We start from the raw sequence: 15,694 nt of genomic DNA on the forward strand, positions 1-15,694 counted from the left end.
TTTGTTTTTATCTTCAGAATTCACTGGGATCTGCTTTGTGTGGGAGCTGGCTTGCCTGCGATAGCAGTGTGTCAGGCAGTACATTTGCAACTGATAGATTGCTATCGCAGGCAAACCAGCTCCCACATTTGATCGTATTTACTGTCGGGCACTGAGCCAGGCATTGATGAGCTGTTCGAAGGTCGCCTGCACCTGCTGGATCAGCGTTTCATCATCAATCTCCCCCGCCATCCACGCCCGGCTCGGCTCGTGGAAGATCGTGCGGCCCACGGCAAACCCACGGCAGGTGCTGCTCTGGCTGGCTTGCTTGAAGCCATCGGCGAGAAACTCGGGGGAAGCATTCAGGCCCAGCAACACCACGCCACGGCAGTAGGGGTCGCGCTCCTGGATCAGTTCGTCGAGCTTTTTCCAGTCTGCGGCCGATTGGGTTTCGATCTTCCACCAGGCCGGGTAAATGCCAAGGTTGTACAGGCGCTTGAGGCTGCGGTAGAGCACGTCCGGGTAGGTGGACGGGTGATCCTTGGGTGGGATGACTTCCAGCAGCAGTTCGTGGCCACTGACCAGCGACGCCTCGTACACCGCCTTGAGTTGCGCTTCCTGTTCCAGGCGCAGCATCGGCTCGTCATCGGGGTGAAATTGCACCAGGCACTTGATGATCTGTTCCTGGGGCCAGGCAATCAGGTTGCTGCCGATCGAACGCCCGTGCTCGAACGCGAGGGGCCGCGAGTTCTGCACTTCCACAGGGCGAGCGATCCACCAGCCGCGACCGCTGGCGGCGTTGAGTGCATCCTGGCCAAAGCGTTGGTCGGCGAGCAGGCCCACATCCGCCTCGACGCCCTGCTCTCTGAGTTTGCGCTCCACGCGTTCGATGGCCTGGATAAACAACTGCTTGATGTCGCTGATACGCTCAGGGGCCTGGCCACCTTTTTGCGCCAGCTCCACCAATTGCCAGCGGTGGTCGAAGGCAAACACGAACAGTTGCTTCCAGGCTTTGCGCGGCACCGTGACACGGTGCAGGCGTTGCAGGGTCACGTCCTGGTCCGGCCGGGTGATGGGCACGGGGCTGTTGAACAGGTAATCGAGTTCGGCGGGGGTCGGCATCGCTGGCGCACAGGCGTGGCGCGATACCACCAGGCCGCCACAGGCATTGGCCAACTGGCTGCAACGCTCATCGCTGGCGTCATTGATCCAGCCGCTGAGGAAACCTGACATAAAGGCATCACCGGCGCCCAACACGTTGAGCACTTCAACCCGCACGCCAGGATAGATCGCCCCGTCTTCCAGGCGCGCCGGAATTGCGCCGTGAATTACCGTGCAGCCCTGGGGGCCGAGCTTGACCACCAGGGTGGCCGGGGTCAGTTCACGCACGGTGCGCAGGGCGGTGAGCAGGTCTTCACTGCCGCCGGCAATCAGGAACTCCTCCTCGGTGCCGACGATCAGGTCGAAACGCGGCAGGATCTTCTGCACATGCTGGCTCACATTCTGGTCGGCGACGAAACGGGTTTCACCATCGGCCTTGCCTGCCAAGCCCCACAACACAGGGCGGTAGTCGATGTCCAGCACGCGCTTGACGTTGTGCCTGGCCGCGTAATCCAGGGCCTGGAGGCTGGCCTTGTACACGCCGTCGGTGGAGAAATGCGTACCGGTGATCAACAGCGCTTTGCTGGAGGCAATAAAGGCTTCGCTGATGTCTTCGGCGCGCAGGGCCATGTCGGCGCAGTTTTCGCGGTAGAACACCAGGGGGAAGGTTTCGCGGTCCTTGAGGCCCAGCAGCACCAGGGCGGTGAGGCGCTCCGGGTCGACCTTGATGCCGCTGACATCACAGCCTTCACGGGCCAGAGATTCCACCAGGAAACGGCCCATATGGTCATCACCCACCCTGCTCAGCATCGCCGACTTGAGCCCAAGCCTGGCCGTGCCGAAAGCGATATTGGCGGAAGAACCGCCCAGATACTTGGCGAAGCTGGTCACATCCTCAAGCCGCGCACCGACTTGCTGCGCATAAAGATCGACGCCCAGGCGCCCGAGGCAAATCAGATCCAATTGACGCCCACTGGCAAAACGAGTCTGGCCCATGCTGGCTCCTGTTATTTTTATCAGCCTGCGTTGTGCCGCCGTGGCGACGGCAAACGCTCTTGGTGGGAGCAGACTAGAACGTCCGCTGGCAGCAATCAATATTTATTCCATAATTATTTTTAGTGGAATATTTTTTCCAATACCTCAGGATAGTGGCACGCCAGCGCCCATGCATCGTTTCAGCAGACCACGCGGGCCGTGATGCCGGGGTATTTTTTTGCGCCTACCCTGTAGACTTGCGCCACCTATCAGCGCATCAGACGAACACGCCAGAAGGATTGCCCATGTCCCGCACCGATCCCGAGACCACACTGGAAGAAACTATCGCCAGCCCTCCGATCAATGCCGAACGCCTGTTGCAGCTGATCACCGACGAATACGAGAGCCTGCCGCGCCAGCTCAAGCGTATCGCCAGCTACATGAGTCAGCAGAGTGACCGGATCATGGTCGACCGGATCAGCGACATCGCCCGGGAATGCGAAGTGCACCCTTCGGCCATCGTGCGGTTTTCCCAGCGCTTCGGTTTCAGCGGGTTCAGTGAGATGCAGGCGCTGTTTCGCGAGGCGTATACGCACAAGACCACGCCGGTGCAAAACTACCAGCAGCGCATTCGCAGCATGATCGCCAACAAGTCGCAGAAGGCCAGCGGCGGCGACCTGGCGCGCGAGTGCGTCAACGCCACCCTGTCGGGCATCGAACGCTTGGGGCTGGAGTTGGACGACGCTGCCTTCGAGAAAGCCGTGGACCTGGTGGTCAATGCCGACAACATCTACGTGGTCGGCGTGCGCCGCTCCTTTGCGGTGGCCGACTACCTGGTCTACAACCTGCAGCACACCAACAAGCGCATCCACCTGATCTCGGGGCTAGGCGGCAGTTATCGCGAGCAGATGCGCAGCGTGCGCGCCAATGACCTGGTGATAGCCATCAGCTTCACGCCCTACGGCAAAGAGACCCAGCACTGCCTGCGCATCGCGCAGCATCACCAGGCCAAGACCCTGATCATCACCGACAGCAACCTGTCGCCCCTGGCCAAGCGGGCGAATGCGGTGTTGTTGGTCAATGAAGGTTCCTCGTTTGCTTTCCGCTCGCTGAGCGCCACGCTGTGCCTGTGCCAGGCGCTGTTTATTGCGGTGGCGTATCGGTTGGAACTCAAGGTGGATGAGATTCACGAACAGGTCGGGTTCGACGACTGAACCTCCAACTGTAGGAGCGAGCTTGCTCGCGAAAAACGCAAGAACGCCGCGGCCATTTTGAATGAACGCGGCGCCCAGCAGTTCTTCGCGAGCAAGCTCGCTCCTACAATTAGTGCATGAAAATCGCGATCAGGATGATCACCGGAATCGGCACGCCGAGGAACCACAGCAGTAATGAGCGCATCATGTTCTCCTTGAATTAACGAACGTAGTTTTCGGTTTCGACATACACCACGGCATCCCGGCGGCGACCGCCGAAGGTGGCGGCGAAGCTGGCGAAGAACGCACCGATGAGCAGGGCCACGAAGGTCCACAGCGAGGTGTAGGCCGCTACTTTCGCAGCGGTGTCAGCGGCTTGTTTGGCTTTGAGCTTGGCGTCTTCAACGGCCTTGCGCGCGTCGCCATAGACCTTGTCGATACGGGCTTCGGCATCGGCCTGGCTAAGGTTGGTGCGCTGGCTGATCAGTTGGGCCAGGTAGGCGCGATCTTCCGCTGCCAGTTGGCCGTCGTTGCTCAACGTACGCGTCAGGATACGACCGACCACGGCGTGGGCTGCATCATCGCTGACCGCCGCTGGGCGATCATCGCGGAACAGGCTGTCGACGTAATAACCGAAGTCACCACTGTCGGCACCTTTTGCCGCGCTGCCGGCAGCTTGGGTGAGGCCGCTGGCGGCGCCCGATGCCACGCTGGCGCCAGCTTTCACGCCGCCGCTGACCACACTGCTGACCGAGCCGACCACCAGCATCGCCGTGATCAATGTGGCCACTGCCCACGCCAGGAAGCCATGGGCGGTGTCGCGAAAGTACACCTCGTCCCCGTGCATATTGGCCCACTTCACCCGCAAACGACCGGCGATATAACCGCCCAGGCCCGACGCAACGATCTGGGTGAACGCCAGCCAGACAATTGTGGAAATGCCAAGGCCCTTGGCGCTGATACCGCTGTCAGCCCAAGGCGACACCGCCGAAAAGCCCAGGCCGAAGCCCAGCAATACCAGGATCAATGACAGTGCAGCCGCCGCAGCGGCACCGGCGAAAATCGCCCCCCAGGAAACCCCGGAGAGCGTGCTTGACTCTTGCAGCGTGGATGAGGATGTGATCATTGTTGTTTTGCTCCAGGCACGAAAAATGATGTTACAAGTCTCAAAACGGACAGTGCAGGCAGCGTGCCAGCGGCGATCAAAATTAAATTCCTTTAATTTCAATGATTTATTTAAATTGAACTTAGCCAGATCATGCAGGTTGCAATAAACGGCGATATTAGGCGGGCGTAATGCACTCCCCTGTGGGAGCTGGCTTGCCTGCGATAGCGGCATGACCGCCAACGAATATGCCAGCAGGTAAGCCGCCATCGCAGGCAAGCCAGCTCCCACAGGGCGATGTCGGCTTTAAGAAGATGAAGTTTTATTTAGGAAACATTCAGCAACTTCTTGGCAAAATGTCGTCACTTCTAGTGTGAACGCTCACCAGGTAATCCTATGACCCGCATTTTGACCATCGAGGATGACGCCGTAACGGCCCGCGAGATTGTCGCCGAGCTGAGTAGCCATGGACTGGACGTAGATTGGGTGGACAACGGCCGCGAGGGCCTGGTCCGTGCCGTGAGTGGGGATTACGACCTGATCACCCTCGACCGCATGCTGCCCGAGCTGGATGGCCTGGCCATCGTCACCACGTTGCGCACCATTGGGGTGTCTACGCCGATCCTGATGATCAGCGCCCTCTCCGATGTCGACGAGCGCGTGCGCGGCCTGCGTGCCGGCGGCGATGACTACCTGACCAAGCCGTTCGCCTCGGATGAAATGGCCGCCCGTGTCGAGGTGCTGCTGCGGCGTAAAAGCACGGTCCAGGAATTCGAAACCGCCCTGCGTGTGGCCGACCTGGAACTGAACCTGATCAGCCGCGAAGCCAGCCGGGCCGACCAGCCGCTGACCCTGCTGCCCACTGAATACAAACTGCTTGAATTCCTGATGCGCAACACCGGGCAGATCCTGTCGCGGATGATGATTTTCGAGGAAGTCTGGGGTTATCACTTCGACCCCGGCACCAACCTGATCGACGTGCACATCGGCCGTCTGCGCAAGAAAATCGACCCACCGGGCCTCACGCCGCTGATCCGCACGGTACGAGGCTCGGGCTATGTCATTGCTGAACCCCTCTAAAGGCTGGCGCTCTTCCAGCAGCCGCTTGCTGGCGCTGTACAGCTCGTTGTTCGTGGCGTGGAGTTGCATCCTCATGGGGGTGCTGTACTACGAGGTCTCAGGCTACCTCAGCGACTTGTCGCGCCATTCCCTGTTGCAGCGCCAGCATCTTTTCCAGCGTTTCGACGGCGAAGAACTGGTGGAAGCGTTGACCACAAGCATGACCTTCGACATGAAGGGTGTTGACGCCTATGGCCTGTTCGATGAGCAATTTCGCCCCTTGAGCGGGCCGATCCGCGCCGTACCACCCGACCTGCCGCTGGATGGCAAGATCTACGCCCTGACCAATTGCGTGCAATCCGATGACCCCAAACTGCCCAAGGACAGCTGCGACGCCGTGGCCACCCACACCGAAGACGGCCGCTGGCTGGTGTTGGTGCGCGCCAACGGCTCGTTGTTCGGGGTAACGCGGATTATCTGGCACGCCCTGCTGTGGGCGCTGTCCTTGACCATCATTCCTGGCGCTGCCGGCTGGCACCTGCTGCGCCGCCGCCCGTTGCGGCGCATTCGCGGGATCCAGGCCAGCGCCGAGGCCATCGTCGCCGGCGACCTCACGCACCGGTTGCCGCTGTCCAACCGGCGCGACGAGCTGGACATGCTCGCCGCCATCGTCAATGCCATGCTCGACCGCATCGAAAAACTGATGAACGAGGTCAAGGGCGTGTGCGACAACATCGCCCACGACCTGCGCACCCCGCTCACTCGCTTGCGCGCCCAGCTTTACCGCATCAAGCAACAAGCCGAGGAAGACTCGGCCCACGCGGTAAAACTCGATGACGCCATCGCCGAAACCGACACGCTGATGGCGCGTTTTCGCGGGCTGCTGCGCATCTCGGAACTGGAAGACCATCAGCGTCGCTCAGGCTTCCTGGTGCTGGACCCGCTGCCGTTGCTGCGCGAACTGCATGATTTCTACCTGCCCCTGGCCGAAGAAGGCGAACTGGAGTTGGTGCTGCAGGCGCCTGACTCACTGCCGTGGATTACCGGTGACCGTGCGCTGTTGTTTGAAGCCCTGGCCAACCTGCTGAGTAACTCGATCAAGTTCACCCCGCCCAATGGCAAGGTGATCCTGCGAGCAGTCAACGACCTTGGGAGTACGCGCATCGAAGTGCTCGACTCCGGGCCAGGCATTCCGGCTGCCGAGCGCGCGTCGGTGTTCCAACGTTTCTATCGGGTCGATGAGAGTGATCAGCAAGGCGGCTTTGGGCTGGGCCTGTCGATCGTGGCGGCGATCATCAACTTGCATGGCTTCAAGCTGGAGGTCGGCACCAGTGAGTTGGGCGGCGCCCGCCTGGTGCTGGAATGCCGCCAGCAACTGATGCCGGAATAGAACGTAGGAGCGAGCTTGCTCGCGAAAAACTCACAGACACCGCGTTCATTCAGGAAGCACGCGTTATCGTTGGCGTTTTTCGCGAGCAAGCTCGCTCCTACATTCATATCAAGCCATCTGACGCTATAACACGCTGCCCATGGCCTTGATCAACACCGGGTCACGCGCATAAATATCCGGCGCGTACACCAACTCGCCCTGGCGATCCACTTCTACCGTCCAATACCCCAACAGCACCGGTACCGGCGTAGCCAGCCTGAATTCATGGGTTTCACCGGTCGCCAGCAGCTCATCGGTGCGGGTGCGTTCGGCGGGCGTTACGAGCAGATCGCGCAATAACAACGGTTGCTCGACCCGCACGCATCCCGAACTGAACGCCCGTGGGCCCTTGGTGAACAAGGGCTGGCTGGGGGTGTCATGCAGGTACACCGAATACGGATTGGGAAAGCGCATCACAATCTTGCCCAGCGGGTTACGCGGGCCGGCCTGCTGGCGCAGCAGGATATTGCCGGGGCGTGCCCAGTCGACTTGGTCGGGGGTCAATGGGTGACCTTCGGCGTCGAGCACTTGCAGGTTTTGCTGGCGCAGGTATTCAGGGTTGAGGCGGATGGCGGGCAGTTTGTCCTCGCGCATGATGGTCGGCGGGATAGTCCAGGTGGGGTTGAGGGTCAGCCGGGTGATGCGCGACTTGAGCAATGGCGTCTGGCGTTCGGCCCGGCCCACTTGCAGGCGGGTTTGCCACACCGGGATGCCGCTCTGATACACGCTCAGCTGCGCGGCGGCCACATTGACCACGACGCCTTCAGGCTCCAGGTCCTGGGCCAGCCAGCGGAAGCGCTCCAGGTTGATGCGCAGCTGTTCACGACGCACCGCCGGGCTGATATTGAGTTCGGCCACGGTGCCGGCGCCGACTACGCCGTCGGCCTGCAACGAGTGGCTGAGCTGAAACGCTTTCACGGCTTTGATCAGTTCGCCCTGGTATTGCTTGCCGTTGCCACTGGGCAACTGGGCCAGGTAGCCACCGCTGTGCAGGCGCCGCGCCAGTTCCGGCACGCGGGGGTCGTTCATGCCCGGGCGCAACAACGCGCCCTCGGCGACCGGGTCCCAATGGGGCAGCGGTTGCTGGCGCACGCCGGCGTAGGCATTGCGCAGGCTGCGATACAAATCAGCGCTGGGCCGCGCCTGATCGAAGGCTTGGGCCATGTCTTGCAGGCCGGTGGCGGCGAACGCCAGTACCTCGGCATTAGGATCGCCACTGGGCGGCTGTGAATGCCATAGAGGCTCAAAGCGCGATTGCTGCAGGCGCCCGTAATGCAAATCCTGCAGGGCTTGCAGGTACTGCTGGCTGTTGGCGATATCGCTGCACAGCACGTTGGCCGTGGCATCCGCCGCGGGCAAGCTATAGTGGGTGGGGTCCAGGCCATCGTCGGCAAGCATCAGCAACTGGCTGTGCAAGGCTTGCCGGCGTTCGTCAGCCGACCATAGCGGGGCATCGCCCTGCTGCTGGTAAAAGGCTTGCAGGCGCACCAACGCGGCAGCATCGATACGCGGCGCAAGGTGCGGGCAGACACTGGTCAACTGCGCCAACGCCTGTTGCAGTGGCGCCAGCGCGACCGGTGCAGGGGTGGTGACGGGCAATGGCTCCACCGGCAGCGTTTCGGCTGTAGCGACCAATGGTGCAACGAGCAGGCAAATGCTCAAGTAACATGCGTGTTTTTTGAACAATTGACTTAGCTCCACTCCACAGCGGGGACTCGACTGTAGATGCTGACTTTTATACGCCTGCTCAGGCTAACCAGCCTGGGCTTGATCACTGGGTGCCTGGCTTTATTAAGCAATGTTGCGCTCGCCGCCAATGGCACCTCTCCTTCCCTGTATAGCAGCCTGGCGCGCTCGGCTCCAGAACTCAATCCCACCGTGCTGAAAAGCGCCCTGAGCGCCGTACAGTGCGCGGTCAATAACGGCGAGGAACGTTCCGATCGCCTAGCGGTTATTGACTACTCCCAGCCCTCGACCGCCCGTCGCCTGTGGATCTTCGACCTGCGCAAAAAGACCCTGGTATTGCGCGACCTGGTGGCCCACGGCGCCAAGTCCGGGGAAAACTTCGCTACCCAGTTCTCCAACCTCGAGGGCAGCCACCAGTCGAGCCTGGGGTTGTTCCGCACTCAGGAAAGCTACTTGGGCGCCCATGGCTACTCGCTGCGCATGGACGGTCTGGAACCCGGCTTCAATGACCAGGCCCGCGACCGCGCCATCGTGATTCATGCCGCCGACTACGTCAGCCCCTTGTGGAGCAAGCGCGAAGGCCGCATCGGCCGCAGCCAGGGTTGCCCGGCCGTGCGCCCGCAAGTTGCCCGTCAAGTGGTGGACAAGCTCAAGGACGGGCAGTTCATGTTTTCGTGGTACCCCGACCAGCGCTGGCTGAAGTCGTCGACCTACCTCAATTGCAAACCCCAACAGGTGGCGAGTAGTCGTACAATCCGTGGCGGATAGCCTGTCCCCATAGATAAAAGAGAGCGTCGCATGCTTCTACACACCTCCACCTGGATCGAAATCGGGCAGTTCCTGGAACGCAGCCGCACGGTGGTGATTCCCATCGGTTCCAACGAGCAACATGGCCCCACCGGCCTGTTGGGCACTGACTGGATGTGCCCGGAAATCATCGCCCACCACGCCCAGAAGCACGCCGATATCCTGGTCGGCCCGACCTTCAATATCGGTATGGCCCAACACCACCTGGGCTTTCCCGGCACCATCTCCCTGCGCCCTTCCACCTTTATTGCCGCAATTGGCGACTGGGTGCGCTCGTTGGCCGGGCATGGTTTCGAAAAGATCCTGTTCCTGAACGGCCACGGCGGCAACATCGCCACGATTGAAGCGGCGTTCTCCGAGCTGTACGCCGAAGCCAGCTTCGCCCGCCGCCCGGCCGGGTTCGCGCTGAAGCTCGTGAACTGGTGGGACCTGGAAGGCGTCACTGACCTGGCCCAGCGTCAATTCCCGGTCGGGCATGGCAGCCACGCCACGCCGTCGGAAATTGCCGTGACGCAGTGGGCGTATCCGGACGCGATCAAGTCTGCCGACTACTCACCACGAATTGCCAACACCGGCCCGATCCGCGAGGCCCTGGACTTCCGGGCGCGCTTCCCTGACGGCCGCATGGGCTCGGACCCGGCGTTGGCTACTGTGGAGAAAGGCGGTGAGTTGGTGGCGTTGGCGGCGCAGGGATTGGTCAAGACTGTCGACAGCTTCAGCAACGAAGCCAGCCCCTGATCCAAATGGGGCCAATACCCTGTAGGAGCGAGCTTGCTCGCGAAAAAATCATAGGCGCCGCGTTTATTCAGGGAGCGCGCGTTACCGTTGACGTCTTTCGCGAGCAAGCTCGCTCCTACAGGGTGTCAGAGGTTGCCCCCGCCCACCTTTGGATTTGCGTTGTGCCTGGGTTTATCTGCAATCCTGTGCGGCCTGCTCCAGCCGCGATGGCTTGATCGCCGAAGCCAGCGGCTTGCGCTCGTACAGGAAGACCTTGGTGCCGTCCTGGGACTTGTAGGCCTCCAGCACATCATCGGCGGCAATCTTGCTGGTCAACAGCACCTTGGCGTGGCGCGAGTTCTGGGTGACGGTCGAGGTGATGCCGTGCTTTTCCAGCTTGGGCAACACGCATTGCACATAGCCGTCGGGGGTCTTGTTGGTTTGCAGGGTCAGTGATGGGGCATTGGGCGCCGTGATACAGCCGGTAAGCAATAACGAAGCACAAGCCAGGGCCGGGGCGAAGAAAGAGCGCATAAACATTCCTGAAAATAACCAAATAGGGTTCACAACCATTCGCGGGTCAACCTGCGCGAACCAGGGCCTTGAGCGACGCATCGAACTGCTTCAGGGCATCTTGCTGTACATCGCGTTGTTGCTCGATCAGTGCAGCAATCTCCGGCGCCGCCTTGTCGTGCACCCACACTGACGGCACGTGCTTGTCCACCGAGCCTTCGGCCTTGGCGATAAACTGCAGGTTCGCGTCGTAGAAGCGTGCGACAAAGCGTGCTTCGACCCGGTCATTACGCTGGGTCAGCAATTGGTTATGGGTATCGAGCACCACCACCACATCCGGGCGCGCCTGCACCAGGGCATCCAGGCTGCTATAAACCGTCACCGAGAAAAAAGTGCCCTGCAACGAGTGCATCAACCAGTCGATCGCCAGTTCCGGGTCGGAGCTGTTGACGAACGCCTCGCGAATCCGCCCATCCAGGGCATCCTTGGCGCCGTTCAGCGCCATGGCGTGGTAGCGTTCAAGGTAGCTGAGGTTGTCGCGGGTGTTTTCGCTGAACAACACCCCCACCGACTGGGCACGCTGCAGAGAGTCTACGCTACCCACCAGTGGCAGCAAATGGCCTGTACGCACGTCATCGGCCATCGCCGGGGTGGTCATGACCGCGGTGCCCAGCATCAGGGCCATCAAAGCCAACTGGATAATCGTCCTCATCGCGCATTTTCCTTGGGCTGCGTCTCGATGTGCAGATTCTGCGCGTTTGGCGAAAAAACAGAACTTGTGATCCTTGATGGTGACTATCATTTGAACCGATAGTGTCAGGCCGCCCATAAAATCTATAAGGACCCCGCCATGAAGCCCTACCAGAAAATCTTCGATCGTATCCGCGAGGCAGTCCTGCCAGAGTTTCGCGAGCGAGTCGCCGACTACCTGGTCGAGTACGAAACCGTGCTGCTGGACTCACACGCCGACGCCGCAAAAGGCAGCGCCAGCGCCGAGCAACTGCGCGGCTACTTGCGTGGTTTGAACACCATGCGCGTGTTGGGCATGGCCGATTGGGAAGACCTCGACCGGCGCGTTGCCCAGCAGGCAGAGCTAGAGCGCGGGCCGTCGCAGCTCGACCCACTCGCGCACTGACGGCCGCTGCCACTGGCGTTGCGCGTAGGCCACCAGCTGCGCTGGCATGGCGTCACCGTTGAGGATCAGACGATTGAGCATCACCGCCAGGTCCACATCGGCAATCGACCACTGGCCGCACAGGTACTCGCGGTTATCCGCCAGCAAGGCTTGCGCCGCGGTGATCAACTTGGTCGCGGCGGCTTGAGCCTCTGCTGACAACGGCGGCCTCTTCTGCCCGCAGAACACCACCAGCGTCGAGCGCTCCTGGCGAATCGGCAGCAGGTCGCTGCGCAGCCACGCCTGGACCTGTCGCGCCCTCGCCCGCTGCTGCACATCCGCCGGGTACACGCGGGTCTCAGGGTAGGCCTGGTCCAGGTACTCGGTGATGGCCGAAGACTCCGACAGCGCAAAATCACCGTCCAGCAGGGTCGGCACTCGCTGGGTCAGGGAGCGTTGGGCGTAATCTGCCGCCTGGTTTTGCCCGGCATCGAGGTCCAGGGTGAGGGTCTCGAACGCCAGGCCTTTTTCGCGCAAGGCGACAAACACCGACATGGCATAGGGGCTGGTGAACAGCGAATCAACGTAGAGGTGCAGCGGGCCTTGGCTCATGGGCAATCTCCTAGTGTGAGCCATCACGCTACGAGATCCGGGCCGATAAAGACAATGCAGGGTTTTTATGGGGGCATTCCTGGCAGGAATAGCGCGGCTAGTGGCAATATTATGGCTCCCGCTGATTTTCAAGGAAGGAACAGCACATGAAACAAGCAGTTGTGGTTATCCACGGCATCGGCGAACAGCGCCCAATGGACACCTTGCGCGGCTTTGTCGAAGCGATGATCCCCACGGACACCCCCGATGGCACACCTCTGTACTGGAGCAAGCCGGATCGGCTGTCGCGCAACTTCGACCTGCGCGTACTGAAGGCCTCGGGCCGTACCTCGACGGATTTCTATGAATACTACTGGGCCCACAAGATGCAGGGCACCAAGTTCGGCCATCTGCTGGGCTGGCTGTGGGATATCTTCAAGCGCCCGCGTCGCGACATTCCCGAGGCCATCGTGCCGATCTGGCGCAGCACGCGCTGGACGGTGCTGGTGTTATTGCTGCTGGTTGCCAGCGGTACATTGGCCACGGCCTGGGGCCAATTGCCCCCCAGCGACAACCCCTTCGCGCTGATCCCCCTGCTGCTCGCGGCCATGGGACTGGCGCTGCGCTATTCGGCGCTGGCCTACCTGGGAGACGCCGCACGCTACCTCAGCCCCAACCCGCAAAACGTGATGGTGCGCGAGCAGATCCGTGCTGATGGTGTCGACCTGCTGCGCGCTCTGCACAATCAGGGTGACTACGAGCGCATCATCGTCGTGGGCCACAGTTTGGGCAGCGTGATTGCCTATGACATCGTCGGCTACCTCTGGCATGAGTACCACGACAAACTGACCCAACTGACCCCCAGCAACCGTGAGCTGGCAGCCCGTTATGCCAACCGCGAACCGCTGCAACCGGTGGTCAAGGAGGCCCTGCCCGCAGCCGGCGCCTTGCTGGACGGCAGCCTAAGCAGCCTGTTGAATTTTCGTCAGCAACAGACCGAAGCTTTTGCCGAACAGCGCGGCTTGGGCAACCCCTGGCGCATCACCGACCTAGTCACGGTCGGCAGCCCGATGGCCCACGCCAGCCTGTTGCTGGGCCGCAGCGTCAGTGACTTCAAACAGCGCATGGGACGCCGCGAAGCCCCGGCCTGCCCGCCTACCGAAGACACCCAAGGCTACGGCTACAACGCCCGCCAACCGCTGATGCTCGGCCAAAAGCCCTTCACCCCGCACTACCTGCACCACGCCGCAGCCTTTGCCGTCACGCGCTGGACCAACCTGTACTTCCCTGCCCCCTTCGGCCTGTTCGGCGACATCGTCAGCGGCCCGGTCAAGCCCGTGATGGGCGGCGGCGTGCTGGACTTGCCGGTGACCGTGGGCAACGGCAAAGGCTGGCTGGCCAAGTCCTGGCTCAGCCATACTCACTATTGGAGCGAACGCGGCGGTGCCCAGGGTTACCTCGACGCACTGGGCCAGGATGAACAGGCGATCACCCAAGGCCCGCGTCCTTCAGCCACTGAAGCGTTGCGGTGGGCGATAGACCTCAAGGGCGTGCGGCGGTTTCGCCGTGTCGCCACCCAGCAGAGCCTGGCGCCAGAACACGCCTAACCGGCGAAGCCACCGGCCTTGAGGAAGGCGAGTTCTTCATCGGTGCTCGCCCTGCCCAACACCCCATTACGATGGGGAAACCGCCCGAACCGCTCGATGATGTCGGCATGCTCCTTGGCCCAGTGGTAGGTGCTGGCATCCAACTGCTGGTTCAGGGCCAGGGAGCGTTGCTGGTCCTGCGGGTCTTCCGAATGTTCAAAAGGCAAATAGCAGAACGCGCGCAACTGAGGTTCAACCTGTTGATCCAATCCCGCGTCCACCATCTTTCGCGCATAAAACCGCGCCAGCGGGTCGGTGGCGAACATATGCGCCGTGCCGCGAAAGGCGTTGCGCGGGTACTGATCCAGCAGGATCAATAACGCCAGCGCGCCATCCGCCGTGGTCAACCAACCTTCGAGTTCACGCCGTGCAGCCTGCATATGAGCCGCGTTGAATCTATCGCGAAAGTCCCTATCGAACCCCTCGTCCTTGGTAAACCAACGCTTGGGCCCCGCCTGTTTCCAGAACGCGATTACAGCTTCGGCCGAGTGTGGGGTCATGCTTGTCATCAGCGCCTCGCTTAATGTTATAGAATAACGTCAATATTTTGCCTGCGTGTGATCCTTAACTTATGACTGACGCTATGACTTTACGCAAACGCCTGCTATCCATCGACGCCCTGCGCGGCCTGGTGATCCTGTTCATGTTGCTGGACCACGTGCGTGAAACCTTCCTGCTGCACCGCCAGGTCAGCGACCCCATGAGCATAGACAGCACCGAGCCTGCGTTGTTTTTCAGCCGCACCCTGGCCCACTTGTGTGCGCCGGTGTTTGTGCTGCTCACCGGATTGTCGGCTTGGCTGTACGGTCAGAAATATCAGGGTCGTCGAGACGTGTCGGCATTCTTGTTCAAGCGCGGACTGTTCCTGGTGGTGCTGGAATTCACCCTGGTCAACTTCGCGTGGACCTTCCAACTGCCGCCCAGCGTGATCTACATGCAAGTGATCTGGGCCATCGGCATCAGCATGATCGCCCTCGCCGCGTTGGTCTGGCTACCGCGTGCCTGGCTGATCGGCTTGGCGCTGGTGATTATCGCCGGGCACAACCTGCTCGATGGGCTGCACTTCGCACCGGGTTCGATGTTGCATGTGCCGTGGGCCATCCTGCATGAACGCACCTGGATTGAAGTCTCTGAAAACCTGCGCCTGCGCACCACCTACCCGGTGCTGCCATGGATCGGTGTGATTGCCCTGGGTTACGGCCTCGGGCCATGGTTTGCCAATGCCACGCTGCCGGCTGTGCGTCAGCGTTATTTACTGGTCGCAGGGGTGGGCGCGTTGGTGGGCTTTGGGTTGTTGCGAGCGCTCAACGGCTATGGCGAGCAGCCTTGGCAGGCGTATGACAGCAGCGTGCTGACGCTGATGAGCTTTTTCAATATCACCAAGTACCCGCCTTCGCTGTTGTTCCTGGCGTTGACCCTGGGGATTGGCTTGCTGTTGCTGCTGGCGTTTGAACGCGCCGGGCATAAGCGCTGGATCGGCGTGCTGGCGGTGTTCGGCGCGGCGCCGATGTTCTTTTATCTGTTGCACCTCTATGTATTGAAAATCCTCTATGTAGCCTGCGTTGCGCTGTTTGGCCTCAACCATGGCACTTACTTTGGCTTCGACGATATCGGTGCGGTGTGGTTGGCAGCGCTGCTGTTGCCGATTGCCCTGTACTTGCCCGTGCTTTGGTTCGCCGGCCTGAAAGCACGGCGGCGGGATCTGGCGTGGCTCAAATACCTCTGACCTGATGCAGGGGGCGAATATTGCCCCCTCCCCTTGTAGGAGCGAGCTTGCTC

At 61.1% G+C, this 15,694-nt stretch carries 15 protein-coding genes; 8 read left to right on the top strand and 7 right to left on the bottom strand.

Annotated features, from left to right (window positions below; all coding sequences use genetic code 11):
* Window positions 1-138 precede the first annotated feature (138 nt).
* Window positions 139-2,076: a 5-dehydro-2-deoxygluconokinase gene (iolC, locus tag HBO10_RS17000; RefSeq protein ID WP_034125699.1), complete on the bottom strand. Its 1,938-nt coding sequence runs from the start codon at window positions 2,074-2,076 to the stop codon at window positions 139-141.
* Window positions 2,077-2,360: 284 nt separating this feature from the next.
* Here iolC and HBO10_RS17005 point away from each other — a divergent pair, with 284 nt between their 5' ends.
* On the top strand, window positions 2,361-3,269 hold the full coding sequence (locus HBO10_RS17005; RefSeq protein WP_034125700.1) for a MurR/RpiR family transcriptional regulator: 909 nt from the start codon (window positions 2,361-2,363) through the stop codon (window positions 3,267-3,269).
* A 199-nt stretch (window positions 3,270-3,468) separates the two neighbouring features.
* On the opposite strand, the gene HBO10_RS17010 is transcribed toward HBO10_RS17005, so the two are convergent.
* Window positions 3,469-4,374 (bottom strand): hypothetical protein, encoded by a 906-nt coding sequence (locus tag HBO10_RS17010; RefSeq protein WP_034125701.1) that lies wholly within the window; start codon window positions 4,372-4,374, stop codon window positions 3,469-3,471.
* A gap of 375 nt (window positions 4,375-4,749) precedes the next feature.
* Between HBO10_RS17010 and HBO10_RS17015 the strand changes: the two genes are divergently transcribed.
* On the top strand, window positions 4,750-5,433 hold the full coding sequence (locus HBO10_RS17015; RefSeq protein ID WP_003191687.1) for a response regulator transcription factor: 684 nt from the start codon (window positions 4,750-4,752) through the stop codon (window positions 5,431-5,433).
* Entirely contained in the window at window positions 5,411-6,802 is a 1,392-nt protein-coding gene (locus HBO10_RS17020; RefSeq protein ID WP_034125702.1) for a HAMP domain-containing sensor histidine kinase, read from the top strand. The genes HBO10_RS17015 and HBO10_RS17020 overlap by 23 nt, the downstream gene beginning before the upstream one ends.
* Window positions 6,803-6,925: 123 nt before the next feature.
* On the opposite strand, the gene HBO10_RS17025 is transcribed toward HBO10_RS17020, so the two are convergent.
* Window positions 6,926-8,527, bottom strand: coding sequence for a L,D-transpeptidase family protein (locus HBO10_RS17025; protein ID WP_034125703.1), 1,602 nt, complete (start codon window positions 8,525-8,527; stop codon window positions 6,926-6,928).
* A 39-nt stretch (window positions 8,528-8,566) separates the two neighbouring features.
* Here HBO10_RS17025 and HBO10_RS17030 point away from each other — a divergent pair, with 39 nt between their 5' ends.
* Both HBO10_RS17030 and HBO10_RS17035 read left to right on the top strand, forming a co-directional pair.
* Window positions 8,567-9,295 (top strand): murein L,D-transpeptidase catalytic domain family protein, encoded by a 729-nt coding sequence (locus tag HBO10_RS17030; RefSeq protein ID WP_019817186.1) that lies wholly within the window; start codon window positions 8,567-8,569, stop codon window positions 9,293-9,295.
* 30 nt (window positions 9,296-9,325) lie between these two features.
* Window positions 9,326-10,072 (top strand): creatininase family protein, encoded by a 747-nt coding sequence (locus HBO10_RS17035; protein ID WP_034125704.1) that lies wholly within the window; start codon window positions 9,326-9,328, stop codon window positions 10,070-10,072.
* Between the two features lie 171 nt (window positions 10,073-10,243).
* Here the strand turns inward: HBO10_RS17035 and HBO10_RS17040 are convergent, their stop codons facing one another.
* Together HBO10_RS17040 and HBO10_RS17045 are read right to left on the bottom strand one after the other, a co-directional pair.
* On the bottom strand, window positions 10,244-10,585 hold the full coding sequence (locus HBO10_RS17040; RefSeq protein WP_034125705.1) for a hypothetical protein: 342 nt from the start codon (window positions 10,583-10,585) through the stop codon (window positions 10,244-10,246).
* Between the two features lie 46 nt (window positions 10,586-10,631).
* Window positions 10,632-11,276: a hypothetical protein gene (locus HBO10_RS17045; RefSeq protein WP_034125706.1), complete on the bottom strand. Its 645-nt coding sequence runs from the start codon at window positions 11,274-11,276 to the stop codon at window positions 10,632-10,634.
* A gap of 138 nt (window positions 11,277-11,414) precedes the next feature.
* Here HBO10_RS17045 and HBO10_RS17050 point away from each other — a divergent pair, with 138 nt between their 5' ends.
* Window positions 11,415-11,699, top strand: a complete 285-nt coding sequence (locus HBO10_RS17050; protein ID WP_034125707.1) for a hypothetical protein — start codon at window positions 11,415-11,417, stop codon at window positions 11,697-11,699.
* Here the strand turns inward: HBO10_RS17050 and yfcF are convergent.
* Complete coding sequence (gene yfcF / locus HBO10_RS17055) at window positions 11,658-12,290, bottom strand: glutathione transferase (protein ID WP_034125708.1); 633 nt, start codon at window positions 12,288-12,290, stop codon at window positions 11,658-11,660. The two genes, HBO10_RS17050 and yfcF, sit on opposite strands and share 42 nt — an antisense overlap.
* A gap of 146 nt (window positions 12,291-12,436) precedes the next feature.
* Here yfcF and HBO10_RS17060 point away from each other — a divergent pair, with 146 nt between their 5' ends.
* Complete coding sequence (locus HBO10_RS17060; protein ID WP_034125709.1) at window positions 12,437-13,876, top strand: hypothetical protein; 1,440 nt, start codon at window positions 12,437-12,439, stop codon at window positions 13,874-13,876.
* Here the strand turns inward: HBO10_RS17060 and HBO10_RS17065 are convergent.
* Window positions 13,873-14,415 carry a DUF924 family protein gene (locus HBO10_RS17065; protein ID WP_034125710.1) on the bottom strand — a complete coding sequence of 181 codons (543 nt, stop codon included), beginning with the start codon at window positions 14,413-14,415 and terminating at the stop codon, window positions 13,873-13,875. The two genes, HBO10_RS17060 and HBO10_RS17065, sit on opposite strands and share 4 nt — an antisense overlap.
* Before the next feature lie 71 nt (window positions 14,416-14,486).
* Between HBO10_RS17065 and HBO10_RS17070 the strand changes: the two genes are divergently transcribed.
* Entirely contained in the window at window positions 14,487-15,641 is a 1,155-nt protein-coding gene (locus HBO10_RS17070) for a DUF1624 domain-containing protein (RefSeq protein ID WP_034125711.1), read from the top strand.
* Window positions 15,642-15,694 lie beyond the last annotated feature (53 nt).

The sequence above is a fragment of the Pseudomonas sp. WS 5503 genome, from assembly GCF_012985385.1.
GTDB lineage: Bacteria > Pseudomonadota > Gammaproteobacteria > Pseudomonadales > Pseudomonadaceae > Aquipseudomonas > Aquipseudomonas paracarnis.